At 43.3% G+C, this 18,009-nt stretch carries 17 protein-coding genes; all 17 read right to left on the reverse strand.

Translation table 11 applies throughout. The features are described 5' to 3' along the window. Positions 1-5 precede the first annotated feature (5 nt). A complete protein-coding gene (mtaB, locus tag BLT15_RS03185; RefSeq protein ID WP_089758582.1) occupies positions 6-1,349 on the reverse strand; it encodes a tRNA (N(6)-L-threonylcarbamoyladenosine(37)-C(2))-methylthiotransferase MtaB in 1,344 nt (447 codons plus the stop codon). Beyond that, positions 1,346-2,098, reverse strand: coding sequence for an RsmE family RNA methyltransferase (locus BLT15_RS03190; RefSeq protein ID WP_159429787.1), 753 nt, complete (start codon positions 2,096-2,098; stop codon positions 1,346-1,348). Before BLT15_RS03190 ends, mtaB begins: the two co-directional genes overlap by 4 nt. Positions 2,099-2,134: 36 nt before the next feature. After that, on the reverse strand, positions 2,135-3,061 hold the full coding sequence (locus BLT15_RS03195) for a 50S ribosomal protein L11 methyltransferase (protein WP_089758586.1): 927 nt from the start codon (positions 3,059-3,061) through the stop codon (positions 2,135-2,137). After that, positions 3,058-4,230 (reverse strand): molecular chaperone DnaJ, encoded by a 1,173-nt coding sequence (dnaJ, locus tag BLT15_RS03200; RefSeq protein WP_089758588.1) that lies wholly within the window; start codon positions 4,228-4,230, stop codon positions 3,058-3,060. Before dnaJ ends, BLT15_RS03195 begins: the two co-directional genes overlap by 4 nt. Positions 4,231-4,309: 79 nt before the next feature. Further along, entirely contained in the window at positions 4,310-6,214 is a 1,905-nt protein-coding gene (gene dnaK / locus BLT15_RS03205) for a molecular chaperone DnaK (protein WP_089758590.1), read from the reverse strand. 78 nt (positions 6,215-6,292) lie between these two features. Continuing rightward, positions 6,293-6,880, reverse strand: a complete 588-nt coding sequence (grpE, locus tag BLT15_RS03210; protein ID WP_159429788.1) for a nucleotide exchange factor GrpE — start codon at positions 6,878-6,880, stop codon at positions 6,293-6,295. Positions 6,881-6,886: 6 nt separating this feature from the next. Beyond that, positions 6,887-7,930: a heat-inducible transcriptional repressor HrcA gene (gene hrcA, locus BLT15_RS03215; protein WP_089758595.1), complete on the reverse strand. Its 1,044-nt coding sequence runs from the start codon at positions 7,928-7,930 to the stop codon at positions 6,887-6,889. Positions 7,931-8,401: 471 nt separating this feature from the next. After that, positions 8,402-9,676 (reverse strand): nickel-dependent lactate racemase, encoded by a 1,275-nt coding sequence (gene larA / locus BLT15_RS03220; RefSeq protein ID WP_089758597.1) that lies wholly within the window; start codon positions 9,674-9,676, stop codon positions 8,402-8,404. A 125-nt stretch (positions 9,677-9,801) separates the two neighbouring features. Continuing rightward, a complete protein-coding gene (locus BLT15_RS03225) occupies positions 9,802-11,478 on the reverse strand; it encodes an L-lactate permease (RefSeq protein ID WP_089758599.1) in 1,677 nt (558 codons plus the stop codon). 380 nt (positions 11,479-11,858) lie between these two features. Next, positions 11,859-12,845 (reverse strand): electron transfer flavoprotein subunit alpha/FixB family protein, encoded by a 987-nt coding sequence (locus tag BLT15_RS03230; protein WP_089758601.1) that lies wholly within the window; start codon positions 12,843-12,845, stop codon positions 11,859-11,861. Between the two features lie 2 nt (positions 12,846-12,847). Further along, positions 12,848-13,645 carry an electron transfer flavoprotein subunit beta/FixA family protein gene (locus BLT15_RS03235; protein WP_089758603.1) on the reverse strand — a complete coding sequence of 266 codons (798 nt, stop codon included), beginning with the start codon at positions 13,643-13,645 and terminating at the stop codon, positions 12,848-12,850. A 30-nt stretch (positions 13,646-13,675) separates the two neighbouring features. After that, a complete protein-coding gene (locus BLT15_RS03240) occupies positions 13,676-15,091 on the reverse strand; it encodes an FAD-binding oxidoreductase (protein ID WP_089758605.1) in 1,416 nt (471 codons plus the stop codon). A gap of 314 nt (positions 15,092-15,405) precedes the next feature. After that, positions 15,406-16,116 (reverse strand): FadR/GntR family transcriptional regulator, encoded by a 711-nt coding sequence (locus BLT15_RS03245; RefSeq protein WP_089758606.1) that lies wholly within the window; start codon positions 16,114-16,116, stop codon positions 15,406-15,408. 37 nt (positions 16,117-16,153) lie between these two features. Continuing rightward, complete coding sequence (nusB, locus tag BLT15_RS03250) at positions 16,154-16,564, reverse strand: transcription antitermination factor NusB (RefSeq protein ID WP_089758609.1); 411 nt, start codon at positions 16,562-16,564, stop codon at positions 16,154-16,156. Positions 16,565-16,606: 42 nt separating this feature from the next. Beyond that, positions 16,607-16,834, reverse strand: a complete 228-nt coding sequence (locus BLT15_RS03255; protein WP_089758611.1) for a DUF2273 domain-containing protein — start codon at positions 16,832-16,834, stop codon at positions 16,607-16,609. Between the two features lie 41 nt (positions 16,835-16,875). Beyond that, positions 16,876-17,574, reverse strand: coding sequence for an alkaline shock response membrane anchor protein AmaP (gene amaP, locus BLT15_RS03260; RefSeq protein WP_089758613.1), 699 nt, complete (start codon positions 17,572-17,574; stop codon positions 16,876-16,878). Beyond that, positions 17,571-17,963: an Asp23/Gls24 family envelope stress response protein gene (locus BLT15_RS03265; RefSeq protein WP_089758615.1), complete on the reverse strand. Its 393-nt coding sequence runs from the start codon at positions 17,961-17,963 to the stop codon at positions 17,571-17,573. Before BLT15_RS03265 ends, amaP begins: the two co-directional genes overlap by 4 nt. Between the last annotated feature and the right edge of the window lie 46 nt (positions 17,964-18,009).

Here is an 18,009-nt window from a genome sequence, read left to right on the forward strand (position 1 = left end):
CCTCCTTATGGATTTTCTATAAGTGCTCCTTTAAGCTCGCCCTCATCGGAGGAGAGCTTTTTTAATTTTACTTTGGAAAATTTATTTTTTAAAGTTTTTTCGCTCTCCACTCTTATCCTGAGATAATTATCGCTGTATCCTGAAAAACTTCCACCATCTTTTTCCCGTTCAAAAAGCACCCGAAGAGTTTTTTTCAAAAATCTTTTTTTATATTTTCTGCTCAGTTTTTTACCCAGCTGCCGCAGAATTTTAGACCTCTCTTTTTTTATCCTGCTGTCTACTTCATCAGACATGCTGGCAGCTTTAGTACCCGGCCTGGAGGAATAAGAAAAAACATGAATATCGCTGAATTCCAGTTTCTCCACCGTTTTTACTGTCCTCTCAAAATCTTCTTCCGTCTCCCCCGGAAAGCCAACCATTACATCACTGGTAATAGCTATCTCCGGCACGATATCTCTTATCATATTTATTTTTTGGGTGAAATCCTCAACCCTGTAAGGTCGATTCATTCTGGAAAGCACTCTGTTGCTGCCGCTCTGCAGAGGCAGATGCAGGTGCCGGCAGAATTTTTCCGATTCCCCTATCAGTTCAACAAGTTCGCGACTTACCTCTAAAGCTTCTAAAGAGCTGAGTCTGATCCGAAAGTCACCCTTCTTTCCCAAAATCTGCTGCAGTAATTCCTGCAGATGATCTCTATCATCGGAGAAATCATCTCCGTAGGCCCCCAGATGAATACCGGTAAGAATAAATTCTTTTACGTTCTGGGTTTTGAGGCGCTCAAATTCTTCGAGTACACTCTCAGGCTCACGGCTGCGCTTTTTGCCCCGGGCTAAAGGTATTATACAGTAGCTGCAGAACTGGTCACAGCCATCCTGAATTTTTATATTGGCTCTGGTTCTTCTTTCAACTTCACGGACTTCCAGCTCCGGATACTCATCGATCTTTTCATAATTCTTTCTGGGGGCAAGCCAGCTGCGGTCTGCGGAAATCTCTTCAATTAGCTCAACCAGCCTGTCTTTATCCGAGCTTCCCACCAGGTAATCTACCTCGTCGATCTCTTCAACTTCCCCCGGAGTCGACTGACTGTAACAGCCGGCCACAATTACGATCGAATTTTCCCCACCTCTGCGGCTGGCCCGCCGGGCCATCTTGCGCGATTTGCTGGCAGCAGATGTGGTTACCGCACAGCTGTTTATGACATAAATCTCTGCCGCCTCTGAAAAATCAACCGGTTTGTAGCCGGCCCGACGAAATTGATCGATAAGAGCCTCAGCTTCATATTCATTTACCTTGCAGCCCAGATTGTATACTGCTATCCTCGGCTGATTTCTCATATCGGAAACTTTCACTGCATCTCCCCCACTTCATGCAGTATAATTCCAGACAGTACCGGCCCTGCGGTCTCAGTTCTCAAAATTCTAGGGCCGAGAGAGATATCATAACAATTTTTCAGGCTGATTAATTTTTCTATTTCTTTTTCGGCCAGGCCTCCTTCAGGTCCGATGATCAGAAGAATTTTTCTTCCTTTCCGAACAACTTTCTCTCTACTCAATTCTTTGATAGTATGACGAGCTTCTCGAGCCCGGGCCAGAAGCACAACTTCGAAATCTCGGCTCAGATCCATCAGCCCGTCAAGATCAATAGGCCGAAAAATATCCGGCCGAATTCCCCGCTCTGACTGGCGGGCTGCTTCTCTGATAATTTTTCTCCAGCGATCGAGTCTTTTATCGACTCTGTCTGCTTTCAGTTTTACCACAGCGTGCCGGCTGCTAAAGGGATAAAATCCTCTGGCCCCAATCTCTGTTGACTTCTGGATAACAGTCTCTACCTTCTTTTTTTTGGCCAGCGCCTGAGCTATAAAAATTTCTGTATCTGGCTCCCCGGCAGCATCTTCTGTATTAATCACTTTTAAAACTGCTGATTCCCTATCTCTATCTATTTCCTCTATCCTGACTTTGCCCTGATGACCTCTGCCATCCAGCAGAAGACAGCAGTCCCCCTTCTGCATGCGCATACTTTTAATCATATGATTATACATATCAGGGCCTACTTCGATCTCATCAAGCTTCATCAAATCTTCGCTTCGAGATGCAGGCAAAAAGAATCGCTTGCTGGGCATTTTTTCCACCCCATTTCATGACCGCGAACAGCTCAAAAGCCACCAGCCATCTCTGACCAGCTTCCAGTCAATTGTGAGATTATGCTCTTCAATATTCCGACCAATTTTCCGCAGATGCTGGAGGAGGATGCCACCCACCAGCAGTCTACCCTCTTCGGTCAAAAGATTTGTGAGTCGAGGCATGATATCCCTGTGTATCTGCGGAAGACAATTCGCCGCAATAAGATCATATTCTTCCTGTGTATCGATTCTGTTTATATCGTTCTTATTAAGCTCTATTCGATCTTCCATTCTGTTTAATTTTATATTCCTCTCAGCATTTTTTATGGAGAGCTCATCAACATCAACTGCTTTTACGCGAGGAATGTTCAGGTGCGCTGCTGCAATCGACAAAACCGCGCTGCCGCAGCCTGCATCCAAAAACGAATTAATCTTAATCGGATTTTTTATCAGCCTTCCAAGTTCAGTCAAAACCAGAATGGTCGAAGGATGATGTCCGGAACCAAAAGCAACCCCCGGTTCCAGAATTATAGGAAATCTATCGCCTTTTTTCGTTTTTTTGCTCCCGACCAAATTCTGTTTATCCGCTTCCCAGGCCGGAATTACAATCCAGTTCGATCCTATTTTTTTGCTTTTAAAATTTGATTTCCATTTTTCATTCCAATCAGTGCGTTTTGAATGCTGTCGCCTTAAAGAATAACCTCCGGCTTTAATGATATCAGAGCGATTTAATTCCAGCAAGTTGTGCAGTCTGGACCAGACCTCCTTTGATAAATAATCGGAACTGCTGGAATAACCTGTAAATAAAATGCTGCCTTCCGAAGATTTATCCATCATGAAACCGGCCTGAAAAACGGCATTCATTATATTCTGACCGATCTCTCTGCAGTCGGAAGGCAGTTCGATATAGAATTTAATGAGATTTTCGCCTGATTTATTCATCCTCCAAATGCGTCCTTAACCCTCCTGAAAAAGCTCTTTCCTTCAGGGTTTATCTCGTCTCCGCTGATTTCAGCAAATTTTTCCAGCAGTTCTCTCTGCTCCTGGTCGAGCGAACGTGGTATAACAACTTTTACATGGATATATTGATCTCCTTTGCCGGATTTTTTCAGATGAGGAACTCCCTTATTTCTCAGCCTTAGCACATCGCCGGGCTGAGTCCCTTCGGGGATCTGAAATTTAACTTTGTCTTCAACTGTGGGAACCTCGATCTCATCTCCAAGAGCAGCCTGAACGAAATTGATAGGTACCTCACAGTGAATGTCATCTCCCCGGCGCTCAAAAATTTCATGATCTCTGACATTAACAACAATATAGAGATCACCGGGCCGGGCACCTCTCTGGCCGGCCTGTCCTTCTCCGGACATTCTCAGCTGATTCCCATCACGAATACCGGCCGGAATATCTACGGTTAGAGTGCTTCTTTCACGCTGTGTGCCTGAACCTCCGCATTGAGGACAGGGGTTTTCTATGATTTCTCCTTCTCCCTCACATTCATCGCAAACCTGAGTGCTGGCCATCTGACCAAAAGGTGTGCGCTGAGTGGTTCTAATTCTCCCCTGCCCACCGCATTTAGGACAGGTGCGGCTGCTGCTGCCCGGTTCAGCACCGGTTCCACCGCATTCATCGCAGCTGACCTCTCTGGGAATTTGTATCTCTTTTTCCGTTCCGGTAACAGCCTCTTCAAAATCTATTTCAATCCGGTATTTAAGATCTTTGCCTCTTTTGCTCTGACGGGACGACCTGCGATCGGATCGGCCCCGGGAGGTTCTGCGCCTGCCGCCAAAGAACATATCGAAAATATCGTCAATATCTTCAAAGCCAATTCCGCCAAAATCACCACCTGCAAAATCATCAAAATTCACTGAATAATCGTCCTGACCGAGACCGGCATGACCGTAACGATCATATTTTTCTCTCTTTTCAGGGTCGCTCAGTATATCATAAGCTTCCGAAATTTCTTTGAATTTTTCCCCTGCCTCGGGATCATCACTGCGATCGGGATGATACTTTTTGGCAAGTTCGCGATAGGCTTTTTTGATTTCATCCTGATCGGCATCGCGATCTACTCCCAAAACTTCATAATAATCTTTATTGCTGCTGTTGGCCATAATTTATCACCATCCTCTATAAAACAACAGAAGAGGGCATCACGCCCCCTCCTGCCTTTTTTGCCTTTTCCCGGTTTATTTATTCTTCTTCATCTACTTCCTCGTAGTCGACATCTATCGTTTCATCATCTTCTTCTGAGCTCTGCTGAGGACCGGCCTGAGTGCCTTCCGGTCCAGGACCGGCGGGGCCTGCTCCCTGTGGACCTGCTCCAGCCGGACCTCCGGCAGCTCCACCGGGCTGAGCATCCTGCTGACTGTAAAGTTCGCTGCTCAGATCAGCCACAGCATCGTTCAGCGCTTCCATCTTTTCCTTAATTAGCTCGATATCATCCTCATTTTCTTCCAGAACTTCTTCAAGCTCTTCTTTTGCTTCTATCACTGGCTTTTTGACGCTTTCCTCGATTTCCTCGCCAGCTTCTTCAAGAGTCTGCTCGACCGAATGGATCAAGGCATCGGCCTCGTTGCGTGTTTCAATTCTTTCAACTTTCTTTTCATCTTCTTCAGCATATTTTTCAGCCTCATTGACCATCTCTTCAATTTCTTCCTCCGAAAGACCATCAGTGGATTCTATCGTAATATCTTCGGATTTGCCGGTGCCTTTATCCTCTGCTGAAACCTGAACAATGCCATTCTCATCGATATCAAATGTCACCTCTATCTGGGGAGTTCCTCTGGGAGCAGGAGGAATACCGGTCAGCTGAAAGCGTCCTAAAGTTTGATTGTGTTCAGCCAGTTTGCGTTCACCCTGCAGAACATGCACATCCACGGTGGTCTGGTTATTTTCGGCAGTGGTGAAAATTTTGCTTTCCGAAGTCGGTATGGTGGTGTTTCTATCTATCAGCTTGGTAAATTTGCCTCCGAGAGTTTCAATTCCCAGAGAAAGAGGGGTTACATCCAGCAAAACCAGATCATCTACCTCGCCGGAAAGAACTCCAGCCTGAATGGCAGCACCGATAGCGACCACTTCATCAGGATTTATACCCCTATGAGGTTCTCTGCCTATGAAGTCTTCTACCGCTTTTTGCACAGCTGGAATTCTGGTAGAACCGCCTACCAGTATAACCTCATCTATTTCGGAAGGAGATATATCAGCATCATCCATGGCCCGTCGAGCCGGGCCCATTGTTTTGTCTATAAGATCTTCGGTCAACTCATTAAATTTAGCCCGGGTGATATCTTCATCGAGGTGAAGCGGCCCCTCCTCGGTCTGCGTGATAAAGGGTAGATTGATATTTGTTTCTTTCATGCTCGAAAGTTCTATTTTAGCCTGTTCGGCGGCATCTTTTAGTCTCTGCAGAGTCATCTTATCCTCACGCAGATCTATTCCGTGTTCCTTTTCAAATCTGTCGGCAACGTAATTCAGAATTCTCTCATCGAAATCATCGCCGCCGAGTTTATTGTTGCCGCTGGTAGCTATAACTTCAAATACGCCATCTCCTATTTCCAGAATCGATACATCAAATGTTCCACCACCGAGATCGTAAACAAAGATCGTTTTATCCTCTTTGTCATCCAGCCCATAAGCAAGCGAAGCCGCTGTGGGTTCATTGATTATTCTCTTCACGTCAAAACCGGCTATCTTTCCGGCATCTTTGGTGGCCTGACGCTGACTGTCGGTAAAGTAAGCAGGCACAGTGATAACTGCCTCTTCAATTTCCTCGCCCAGATAATCTTCTGCGTCCCTTTTCAGCTTCTGCAGAATCATAGCGGAAATTTCCTGAGGAGTTTGTTCTTTGTCGTTCAAAGTTTCTTTATGATCTGTGCCCATATGTCGTTTAATAGAAGTCACCGTCTGATCGGCATTGGTAATTGCCTGACGCTTGGCATGCTCACCGATAATTCTTTCTCCTTTTTCATTATAGGCTACCACTGAGGGAGTGGTTCTCTCGCCCTCTCTGTTGGGAATAACAGTGGGTTCGCCACCCTCCATAATTGCCATGCAGGAATTGGTGGTGCCCAGATCAATACCGAGTATTTTGCTCATATATATGCATCCTCCTTATTTTATCTAAAAATTTTTCTTTAAAATCATCTTCATGATTTTATATCAGGTCAACAAAACTTATTCCGCAACCTTTACCCGGCTGGGTCTTATCACCTGATCACCAAGACTATAACCGGTCTGAACTTCCTCAACAACAGTTCCTGGTTCTGCTTCGCTTCCCTCTATCTGGTCGACTGCTTCGTGAAATCTGGGATCAAATTCTTCCCCTTCTGCTTCTATCTCCTCAATACCTTCCTGGAATAACATGTCCTTTAACTGACGATAAATCATTTCTACTCCTCTGGTAAACTCATTTTCCTCTTCACAGCTATCAAGAGCTCGCTGGAAATTGTCCAGAATGGGAAGTATATTTTCTATTAGATCACATTTATGCTTTTCTTCAAGCTCTGATTTTTCCTTTTTGACCCTCCTGCGATAGTTGGCAAAATCTGCCTGAGAACGTTTGAACTTTTCCTGATAATCTTTACTGGCAGAGGAAACTTCATCGAGTGCCTGGGCGAGTCGTTCAAATTCCTTTTTGATCTCTTCGGGTTTCATGGTAGCTATCTCCTCATAACCAGGAGGTTCATAAGCTTTTGAATCAGGAATCTCACGTTCTGTACCTTTTACTTCCTGATTTTGTTCGACTTTCTTCTCTTGAAACACAATTTATCACCTGCCTGTGCTGGAAATTATTTGGCTCAATAGCTCAGAAGCCAGATCAACTGCCGATATAGCCTGTACATATTTCATCCTCGTCGGCCCCAAGATTCCCAGTTTGCCTCTGGCCTGATCGGACAGCTGATAGGTGGCATAAACCAGACTGCAATTCTGCATCTCTTCGAGATGAATCTCACGTCCAATTTTAACGTCCAGTTCTTCTTCCAGGCCCTGCAGCAGTTCTCTGAGATTTTCTTCTTTATCGAGAACTTTCATAATCTGTTTCAAATCCGAGATATCGTTAAATTCGGGCTGTTCCAGGATATAATTCGTACCTTCAAGATATACTTTCATCTCTTCCTGACTCAAAACTTTATTCAACTCTTCCTGCAGAACGGAAATTATCTGTTCCGTATAATTTAACCTTCGTTTTAATTCCTGCTCGAGTGACTGCAAAAATTCCTCATCTATATCATCTATATTTTTATCGATGATCCTTTTAGCGAGGACAATTTTCAAATCTTCTATCTGTTCTTCAGTCAACTCCTCCTTCAGAGGAATTACCTTATTGGTCACCAGTCCGGCATCAGTGATTAGTACCAGAAGCAGACGCCGTTTATTTACAGGAAAAAGCTCCAGACGCGAAATTTTTCCGGCTGAAAAACCCGGTTCACTCAAGAGGGCAGTGTACTGGGTCATCTGCGACAGCATGCGGGCCATTCCCGACATTATATCCTCAAGACCGGACTTCTTTTGTGATAGCTTTTTTAAATATTTGGTGATAGATTCCGGTTTTTTGAAATCACTCGCCAGCAAATTATCAACATAAAATCTATATCCCAGATCAGAAGGAACCCTGCCGGCTGAAGTATGAGGCTGCTCCACAAGGCCCATTTCTTCAAGGTCGGCCATTTCATTGCGCACGGTAGCTGGACTAAAACCCAGATCATACTCGCGAGCCAGTGTTCTGGATCCAACCGGCTCCGCTGTTAAAATATGCTGCTCAATTATAGCCAGTAAAACTTCTTTTTGCCGATCCGAAACCTGCTCCTTCATCACACTCCCCTCCTTTTAGCACTCACTCCGGAAGAGTGCTAACAACCATAATTAAAAATACCACATGATCTTTTTTTTGTCAAGTTAATTATCCGGAGATATTTGCGTATATTACGAAGGTTTAAAAATAGAATCTTCTTGTTATCAGCTGATAGATATCGTATAAGATCGGGGAAAAATTTCATTGTGAACGAAGCTTTATATCTTCCAGTACAACTAAATGAGGTTTTTTACACACCTTTTAATCAACTGAATACAAGAAGATCCTAAAAATAAAAAAAGGCAGCAAAAATAATTGCTGCCCGCCCGGTAGCAAAATAATTTTTGAGAAAATTTAAATACACTGGAGGCAAAGCCTGCCAAAAAATCTTTTATTAAAGGAGGACATTAGGAGGAAGTCGGTAGGTTGAGCTCTCAACCTACCGACCTTCTCCTATTCCGCTCCGCTTCAGTCTTCTCTCCAAAAAGCTTTTATTTTTCTACAATAACAGATACACCATCAGGAATTACGGTTATCCCGGGTTTAACCTCTGCTACCATGTCCTCGGCCATACTCAAAGCTTCATCCATATTTTCGGCTTTATACATATACATATCCTCCACCATTTTTCGAGGAGCCCCGGTGATCATAATAACCTCAAATTTGTCCAAAATTCTGGCCAGGATTTGTGATTCCCACTGATCAGGTACTGTTTCAGACATATCTCGGCTTTTTATATCTTCTCGTATTTGCTGAACACTATCAGCTTCTAAAAATGTATTGTAAAAACCTTCCCCTCCATGACCATCCGAGCATTCAGCGGCAATAATTATTACGCCATTCTCTTTACAGGCAGCTTCCGCTGCAGTCATGCCTTTCACAGATTGATAAATATTCTGGTCTAAAGGATAACCTCCATTGGTTGTTATAACGATATCGGCAGGAGCTGCTTTGACTCCGGCCAATCGGGCTACAAATTCACAACCTTTTTCATGGGCCTTTTTATAATCTCCGGCAAAAGCGTTAATAATTTCTTTGTCTTGATTGATGGCAACATTCACAATAAATTCCAGCTCTGCTTTTTCGGCAGCATAAAGCATATCTTTATGCAGGGGATTGCCCTCTAAAATTCCAGTTCTGGCATTTTCATGGGCAATGAATTCACCACAGTGATTGCCGAGAACGGTCTCACGGCTGGCCACTCCGGGCAAAACGCTTTTGCGTCCGCCTGAAAATCCTGCAAAGAAATGAGGCTCTATAAAACCTTCGGCCAAAAGCAGATCAGCTTCAACGGCATGTTTATTTAGTTCAAGATCTCCCCCTGATGGAAGCGAACCCAGATGAACAATTTCATCTTTGTTTTCACTGCGGTGAACGATTATTTCTTCATTTTCAACGATCTTTTGGCCGAACTTATCTACAAGTTCTTCTTCAGTAGAAGGTCGATGGAATCCTGTTGCGATCAATAACTTGATGCTGGCTTCAGGATTACCCTCCCTGATTTTTGCAAGCATAGGAGGAATTATAAACCTGCTGGGGACAGGTCGGGTATGGTCACTGCATATTATTACCACTTCTTTTTTATCCCGGGCAATTTCTTTCAAATCAGGCGAATTTATAGGATCTGTCAGTGCGCTGTCAACCAGAGCTTTTTGATCAGCTTCGGGCTCATACTCATTTGCTCTGGATTCCAGCACCCCCTCTATTCTATCATTCTCTATTGTAAAAGAAATGTTTTCTTTGCCATAAGGTATATCAAATTTCAAGGGAATACCCCCTCGATTATTTTTTTTCAGAAAAGGCCAGGAACTTATAAATCGATTTGTGTTCCCGGCCGATTCTGAAATTTACTTTAGTATATTTTACACTGAGTTAAGTTATTATATTTCTTTTAGAAAATCCCTGCATATAATGTACCTACCAGAAAAGTGGTTAAAAGCGCAATGAACAGACCGTATAGTATCGTAACAAGTATGGTTTTTCTCATGACCAGACCTGCTTTTCCTACCAGCCCAACAGTTGTGATTGCTGCCACTACATTATGAACACAGAGCATATTACCGCCGGCCGCACCAGCAGTCTGTAATCCGAGTGTGGGAATGACCTCTACTCCAGCAGCCATAGCAGTCTCAAACTGAAAAGCACCGAACATTATATTGGAAACTGTATTGGAACCGGATATAAAAGCACCAAGAGTCCCTACAAAAGGAGCTCCAAAATGCCAGGCTCCTCCAAAAATATTAGCAGTGGCAAAGGCCATTTCTTCTAACATAGTATATTCTACTACGGGATCAGAATTCATCATAACATAGACCATGGCTACCGCAAAAAATAGAGCTATAGCTGCAGGTTTAACAGTACTCAATGTTTCCATCCAGCACTTAGAAGCTTTGCCTTTTTCCATTCCCAGCAGATAAGGAATAAACAAGGCTACCAAAATAAACGGAATTATGCCCGGATTGTAAAGAGGTGCAACAGCTTCAGAAACATCAGTGCCCAGAATATTTTCCCAGCCTATTTCAACCCCCTGCAGGGTACCGACCAGGCCAAAAGCTTCAATTCTGGTAATCACCAGAACAGCTGCAATAATCAGGTAGGGAAGCCAGGCCTTAAAAGGTGTTACCGTAACCGTAAGTTCATCGGGATCGGGTATCTCTGCTTCAGCTTCGACTTCGTCTTCCCATTCATCCTCCCAATTTTCTTTGTCCGGATAATCCCATTCGTCTCCAGGAACTAAAAATCCACGCCGCACGGCGAATACGAAAATAGGCAGCGCTATTAATGAACCCAGCAGAGAGGGCAATTCCGGACCGATAAAATTTGCAATGAAAATCATCGGCAGTCCAAAAATCAAACCCGAAAATATTGCCAGCGGCCAAACTTTCAATCCTTTTAGCAGAGAGCCTTCAGCAATTTTAGTCATGACTCCTACTATAGCCAGGGGAATGAAAATTGCCATACTGCCATTCAATATAGCAGCATAGCCTCCTACCGATTCCAAAAATGCTCTGAAGGTTTCGATCTGTGCTCCCATGCTTTCAAGGGGAAGTTCAACCAGGCCGTCCACCACATCAAAGCCGCCCCAGATAGGAACTCCAACGGCTCCGAAGGAAACCGGAACACTGTTGCCTATTAAAGCTATTGTTGCTGCGATAAGGGGGGGATGACCCAGCGCTACCAAAAGAGGCGCAGCTACAGCAGCAGGAGTTCCAAAGCCTGCAGCCCCTTCAAAAAACGCCCCCATGAGAAATGCCAGTAAGAGAGCCTGTACCCTTCTATCAGTGGATACGGTGGCCATAGAATAAGAAATGCTGTCCACGCCGCCGCTTTCCTTTAAAAGCTGCAGAATCAAAAGAGCGCCAAAGACGATCAATAATATTCCAAAGGCATCAATCACTCCGCCTATAGAAGCACCCATAATCCAGTTTAAAGGCATATCCCACCAGATTACTCCAATAATCACCGCGGCAATCCAGCCCAAAGGCATAGCCTTCATAGCAGGCCACATAAAGCCTATCATCAGCACACCTACAATTATTATCGGAATAGCTGCTAACAGTGCTAGCATAAATTATCTACTCCTCTACTGATTTTATAATTCAAATAATTTAGACTTAAAGCCAGAACTACATTTTTTCTCCTCTCTCCCAAAAAGGTGACCATCTGATCGACAATATATGTTCTCATATTAAAAGAATAATATTGTGAACGTATTATTTATTATGAATTTTCAATTTAGATATAATTATCATAACATAATATCACCCCCGCATTTCAAATTTTGAACAGTGATAATCCCCGGCTTTGTAATAAGGATTTTGATGATTTTATCGTTTAAAAATATTTTCCGGCTAAAATTATTGTAATTGCCTATCATATTGGATAAAACCGGGGATATTTAATCTTTTATTTTGTACAAAGAACTAATTCTATATGCCTTTTATCATATCAGGCTGATTCTTCTATCCTGTCGATCATCTCGGGAATTACATCATATAGATCGCCGACAATCCCATAGTCACAGTGCTCAAATATGGGTGCGGATGGATCATTGTTAATCGCTATTATCGTATCCGATTCTTTCATCCCGGCCAGATGCTGGGGGGCGCCTGAAATTCCGCAGGCAATATATATTACCGGTTTTACGCGATGACCGCTGTAACCGACCTGATGTTCTTTGCCGATATAATCCTCATCAACTACATCACGTGAGGCTCCGACTTCGCCGCCCAATTTTTCGGCCAGCTCCTCCAGAAGGGAAAAGTCCTCGGGATTTTTAAGGCCCTTGCCGCCGGCCACTATGACATCTTCCTCGGTAATATTAACTTCTTTACCGGCCAATCTTTCCAGAACTTTAAGACCGTGATCTTTAGATCTTTCTGCTTCGGCATTAATTATCTCGCCCTCGAGGCTATCATCTCTTTCGGCTTCATCGAATTCCTGATAGCGCACCGTCGCCATCTGTAGATCAGAAGTGGATTTAATGTGGGCCAGAATATTTTCACTAAATGCGGGTCTGATTTGTATAAGTCTTCCATCCTCTTCATCTATCTGCAGATCGGTGCAATCAGCAGTCAAACCTGAATCAACTGCGATCGCCAGCCTGGGAGCCAGAGATCTGCCAAAAGGTGTTGCCCCCAGAAGAATTATTTCCGGCTTTATCTCATCAATGATGTATCTCTTAAGATTATCCTTATAGGTAATTAAATTGGGCTGGGAAAGCTCTTCACCCTGGATACAATATACTCTGTCGGCCCCTCGATAAACCAGCTCATCAGCTTCAAGTCCTTCCGGTCCCAGCACAATAGCGATCAGTTCTTCTCCCAGGTCTTCAGCCAGCTGTCTGCCTTTTTGCAAAAGTTCATAGGAGACCGGATGAATCTCCCCTGCGTTTTGTTCAGCATATACAAGCACTCCGCTCAAATCACGACTCATCGTTATAGCCTCCTTTTTTCGGCCAACAGTTCGATAAGTTCATCCAGGCCTTCCTGATAATCATCATCCCAAATTTTGCTATCACGGCTGGTTTCAGGTGGAACAACAATATTTTTCACCTTGGTGTAGGATCCGGAAAGACCTACATCGTCGTCTTCGATATCCAGCTCAGCAAAATCATCAAGCCCCCAGGTTGTTATTTCAGCTTTCTTCGCCTTCATTTTATCCTGCAGAGAGGGCAGCTGTGGAGTGTTTATATCTTTGGTTACAGTGATCATACCGGGAAAATTGACCTGCTGACGGTAGCTGCTCGACCACATATCGGTACAGACTACCAGACCCTCGTCAACAATTTCTTCTATATCCCATACAAAAGCCACATGAGGAATGTCCAAAAATTCAGCTGCCTGAGGACCTACCTGGGCAGTATCTCCATCAACGCTCATCTCCCCGCAGATTACCAGATCAAAATCACCTATTTTTTTGACGGCCTGGGACAGGATAAATGAGGTAGCCCAGGTATCAGCTCCGGCAAAGGAAGTATCGGTCAGCAGAATACCTTCATCGGCTCCGCGGGCTATTGCTTCCTTAAGAGAATCTTCAGCGCTGGGAGGGCCCATACTGATTGCCGTAATATTACCTCCAACTTCTTCCTTCAAATCGACAGCTGTCTGCAGAGCGTTGAGATCGAAAGGGTTAATTTGTGCAGAGGCTGAACTTCTGTCGATAACCCCTCTTTCCCGGTCAAACTTGACTTTTTCCATGTCAGGAACTTCTTTAACTAATACAATTATATCCATCTTTTAAGCCTCCATGATTTGATTTTAAGCTCAGTCGATATCGACAATCCTGTTAGGGCTGAGTACATTGTTAGGATCAAAAGCTTGTTTGAGACTTTTCATTATCTCTATCTCTCTTTCGGTATACTGCATTTTGAGCTGCTTTTTCCTCAGTGCTCCCACTCCGTGCTCCCCTGTTATTGTGCCGCCCAGATCCAGAGCTGCCTGATACATGTCATGTTTTAGCTCTTCGTAATAATCAGGTATCTCATCAACCTCTGGATCTTCCAGCATAATAAATGCATGGAGATTTCCATCGGCAGCATGAGCCATAAGCGGCATATCGGCATCATATTCCTCAGATAGCTCGTCCAATTTGTCCATTAGATCTCCAAGTTCGCTGCGGGGCACGGTTATATCCGGGCAGTCGACAACATCATCTTCAATTGCTGGCAAAAAGTGACTTCTTATTTCCAGCAGTTCTTTCTCTTCTTGAGTGGTGTCCGCCATTAAAGTGTTAATTGAATTGTGCTCCTCACATATATTCTCAATTCCAGCGGCTGATTCAAATAAATCTTCCTCTGAATCCTCGGCCAGAATGACCATCAGATCTCCGGCTCCTTCAGTGGCAGGCCACTCTTTACCCAGGTCCTCAGCAGTTGCAAGGATCTGCTCTCTTTCCACATATTCAATAGCTAGAGGTATTATACCCTCCTGAAGTATTTCTGGAACTGCTCTAAATGCATCATTTCGCTTTTCGAAAGGAATTATTAGTGTAGCACTGTAAGGTGGTTCAGGCTTTAAATCCAGAGTGACTTCGGTGACGATCCCCAGAGTTCCTTCGCTGCCGATCATAAGATGTGACAGATCATAACCAGCATTATTTTTTATCAATTTGCCATCTCTGTTGCCAAAATCCACAATTTCACCCGTGGGAAGAACCGCTTTTAATCCCCTGATCTGATCGCGCATAACACCATCTCTTACAGCTCTAACTCCCCCGGCATTCATGATGGCCATTCCACCTATTTGAGCCCCTTCATCACCAGGATGGAGAGGGAAATAAAGCTTGTCATGTTCCGAAAGCTTTTCGAGTAAGCTTTCAAGTGTGACTCCAGCATCGCAAGTGACGGTCATATTCTGTTCGTCAATCTCTATCTTTTCATTCATTCTCTCCAGTACAATAATAATACTCGGCTCATCAGGTATGGCATTGGCGGAAAGAGCAGTATTACCGCCTTTGGGCAAAACTGGTATTGAATTCTCATTGGCATATTCCATTATTTCAGAAATTTCCTGTGCTTCACAGGGCTTGACTACCACGCAGTCCTCAGCAGGTTCAGGTGCTACCAGGCCGTAACTTTCAATCGTCCACTCTTTGGCATAACTAAAGACTCTTTCCGCATCGGTATCAACCCACTTTTCGCCGACAATATTCATAAGATCATTCACAACTGTCTTTTCCATTTGATTAAAATCCCTCCCTGAAGATTTGGTGGATAAAAATCTTTTGTTGGACTTTATAGATTTTTTTAGCTGAACAAAATAGGTGTATTCAACTTCTATTTTTAAAAACTAGCAGACAATGACCTAAAAAATCGAAAAAACCAAAGATATGATGGTCAGACCATTGCCTATAATAACGATTCAACATTCACGGTAAGAAATCCTGCTTGATTTGTAAATTATTTTTTTAATTAGACAAATTATATTTTTCACAATTTTTTTCGGCTACAAAATTTTAATTTTCATAATATTAAGCTTTAAATTCTAAATAACCTTCAACCTTCTATTTCCCTGCTAATTAGTTTCTCCACGTATTCGAGATGTTCTTCCATTTTTTTCATTGCGCTATCAGAGTCCCCTGCTTTTACAGCTTCAAAAATTTTCCTGTGCTGGACGGTAAATTGATTCATCGTCTCCGGCCTGGAAACCAGTGTAGTTCTTGTATGCTTGATATGAAAATCCATAGCATCCATTATCGAAGTCATTACGTAATAAAGCACGTTATTTTTCCCGGCTTCAGCAATGGTATGATGAAAGTTTTTATCCAGCTTTATGCTCTCTTCTTCAAAACCGCTCATCTCCTCCATCTCTGCGAGATAACCGGCCAGCTGTTCAAGCTCTTCCTCTGTTATTCTCTCCGAGGCAAATTTAACACAATCGACCTCCAGTATTTTTCTCAACTCTAAAAGCTCCTGAGCTATATCATTCTCCAGCATCAAAACCAGAGAAAGAGGCTCAAGCAGATTGCGATCTGCATCGGTTTTAATAAAAGTGCCTTCGCCAGGCCGTGATTCGATCAACCCGATCATCTCCAGGGCGCTAAAAGCTTCCCTGATGGACGCCCTGCTGACATTAAGTTCTTTTTTTAACTCTCTCTCTGAGGGAAGCTTATCACCCCGACTTAACTCCCCCCGATAAATCATCTCTCTTATTTGATTTATTACCTCTTCATAAACTTTATTGGTTTTAATCGGTTCGAATTCCATATAAGTTTCCTCCACTTCAGGACACAGTTCTGAAAAATCAATCCCCTACCTGAGCTAAAACACCATTAATAAATTCTGGAGATTTTTCTGAACCATACTTCTTTGCCAGCTCTACTGCTTCATCTATAGCCACAGCTTTAGGCACTTCCTCATTATGAATAATCTCACAAACTGCAATTCTAAGAATATTCCTATCGACCATAGCTATTCTTTCAAATCTCCATTCGATCAGATGCCGGGATATTTCCCTATCTATACCCTTTAAATTTTGGTTAATCCCAAAAATTATATCCAGATGATAGGCATCACGGGAAACACCTTCGGCGGAGACCGGCAGTTCCTCCAGGTCCTCAGGGAAAAGCTCTTTTTTCAGTTTCTGCTGACTTTCAAGCGCAAATAAATATTGAAGCGCGAGTTCTCTTTCCTGTCGTCTGGTAAGATTTTTCATTTTTTACTAATACACCATCCTGATACTGTTTGTTCTGCTAAATTAGCCTGAGATGATCCTATTCACCAGATCTTTAATATCCCGTTTGAGATCTTCTTTGCTGGCTATCAAAAATCCGCAGGCTGTAAACACAACCAAAATTATTGTGCGTAAAACCCCAAAAGATAGCAGCATAATTGCTATTAAAAGTCCTGCTAATGCTCCCAATAACTCTCTCATATTTTCAGAGATGAGTTCTTTTATTTTATACTTAAAACTTTCCTCATCCATGCCAGCTATCCCTCCCGAGCCTTATGCATTCAAGCTATTGCTCAGCCAAAAAAGCCAGATCCTTCGCTCTCTTCTTCTATTTCTTCTTCATCGCCTGCATCCGAATCCTCGGCTTGATTTTCAAGATCTTTATCTTCAATATTTGTTTTATCCTCATCCTCTCTCTCCTCGGAAGAGAGCTCTTCTGTCGAAGAACTTTCTTCCCGGGGATGATATTCCTCCATCTCCTCTTCAGTTTCAACGTTTTCGATCATCACTTCAACTGAAATAACTTCCGCACCGGTTATATTCCTGAGACGATTTTTGATATTTCTCTGCAGCCGCGAAGTCAGAGAGGGAATATCTCCCTTTTCTGTTACAGAAATAGACAGGCGGGCATAAAGTCCGTCCGGTTTTGAATTCACCTCAGAATCCTTTATATCAACATTATCTTCATCGCCGGCAACCTCTCTGATTATCTTATTCATAGCCTTGAGAGATATACTCACTTCCCCTTCTTCAGAGGAACTTATAAGTGCTGTCCCGGCTCCCTTTTTGAAAAAAGGATATATTGACCAGGCTGCCAGGACAAAAATCACTGAAAATGAAATGCCTGCACTCAAACTTCCATACAGCATCTCCTGCAGCTGAGCTAAAAGCTCTTCTCCAGTTACGGCAAAGCTGAATAAAGCCAGGATGAGGGACAAAACCATTAGTGCGGCCAGAAGCAAAATAAGTATGATCTTATTGACAAAATTCATTCCTCTCCCTCCTCCAACTCCTGTTCTTCAGCAGAAAATTCGACCCCCTGAACATGAACATCGATGTTTATTACCTCCAGGCCCGTCATCCCCTCTACTGATTGTTTAACATTATCCTGTATCTGCCAGGCGACCTCGGGAATAGAAGTTCCATATTTGACGACGATATAAAGGCTTATATCCACCATATCATCATCTATCTCTATTTTTACTCCCCGGGAAAGATCCTTTTTGCCGAGCATATTTTTCAGACTTCCGGCAAAACCACCGCTCATAGAATATATGCCATCAACTTTTACAGCCGACATACCTGCTATAATTCCCACAACTTCATCAGCTATATGCAGCTCACCGATCTCCTCAGATACTTCTATACCTTCATCTACCATGAAGCTCACCTCTCGCTTTTCCCGGTCTTTATATCATTCAAACCGA

The sequence above is a fragment of the Halarsenatibacter silvermanii genome, from assembly GCF_900103135.1.
GTDB classification, from domain to species: domain Bacteria; phylum Bacillota; class Halanaerobiia; order Halanaerobiales; family Halarsenatibacteraceae; genus Halarsenatibacter; species Halarsenatibacter silvermanii.

What these genes read in the sequence shown, in the direction of transcription:
- BLT15_RS03195 (WP_089758586.1), bottom strand. Translation starts at nt 3,061, where the DNA reads ATGAATAAATCAGGCGAAAATCTCATTAAATTCTATATCGAACTGCCT.
- dnaJ (WP_089758588.1), bottom strand. Translation starts at nt 4,230, where the DNA reads ATGGCCAACAGCAGCAATAAAGATTATTATGAAGTTTTGGGAGTAGAT.
- dnaK (WP_089758590.1), bottom strand. Translation starts at nt 6,214, where the DNA reads ATGAGCAAAATACTCGGTATTGATCTGGGCACCACCAATTCCTGCATG.
- hrcA (WP_089758595.1), bottom strand. Translation starts at nt 7,930, where the DNA reads ATGAAGGAGCAGGTTTCGGATCGGCAAAAAGAAGTTTTACTGGCTATA.
- BLT15_RS03225 (WP_089758599.1), bottom strand. Translation starts at nt 11,478, where the DNA reads ATGCTAGCACTGTTAGCAGCTATTCCGATAATAATTGTAGGTGTGCTG.
- BLT15_RS03230 (WP_089758601.1), bottom strand. Translation starts at nt 12,845, where the DNA reads ATGAGTCGTGATTTGAGCGGAGTGCTTGTATATGCTGAACAAAACGCA.
- BLT15_RS03235 (WP_089758603.1), bottom strand. Translation starts at nt 13,645, where the DNA reads ATGGATATAATTGTATTAGTTAAAGAAGTTCCTGACATGGAAAAAGTC.
- BLT15_RS03240 (WP_089758605.1), bottom strand. Translation starts at nt 15,091, where the DNA reads ATGGAAAAGACAGTTGTGAATGATCTTATGAATATTGTCGGCGAAAAG.
- BLT15_RS03245 (WP_089758606.1), bottom strand. Translation starts at nt 16,116, where the DNA reads ATGGAATTCGAACCGATTAAAACCAATAAAGTTTATGAAGAGGTAATA.
- nusB (WP_089758609.1), bottom strand. Translation starts at nt 16,564, where the DNA reads ATGAAAAATCTTACCAGACGACAGGAAAGAGAACTCGCGCTTCAATAT.
- BLT15_RS03255 (WP_089758611.1), bottom strand. Translation starts at nt 16,834, where the DNA reads ATGGATGAGGAAAGTTTTAAGTATAAAATAAAAGAACTCATCTCTGAA.
- amaP (WP_089758613.1), bottom strand. Translation starts at nt 17,574, where the DNA reads ATGAATTTTGTCAATAAGATCATACTTATTTTGCTTCTGGCCGCACTA.
- BLT15_RS03265 (WP_089758615.1), bottom strand. Translation starts at nt 17,963, where the DNA reads ATGGTAGATGAAGGTATAGAAGTATCTGAGGAGATCGGTGAGCTGCAT.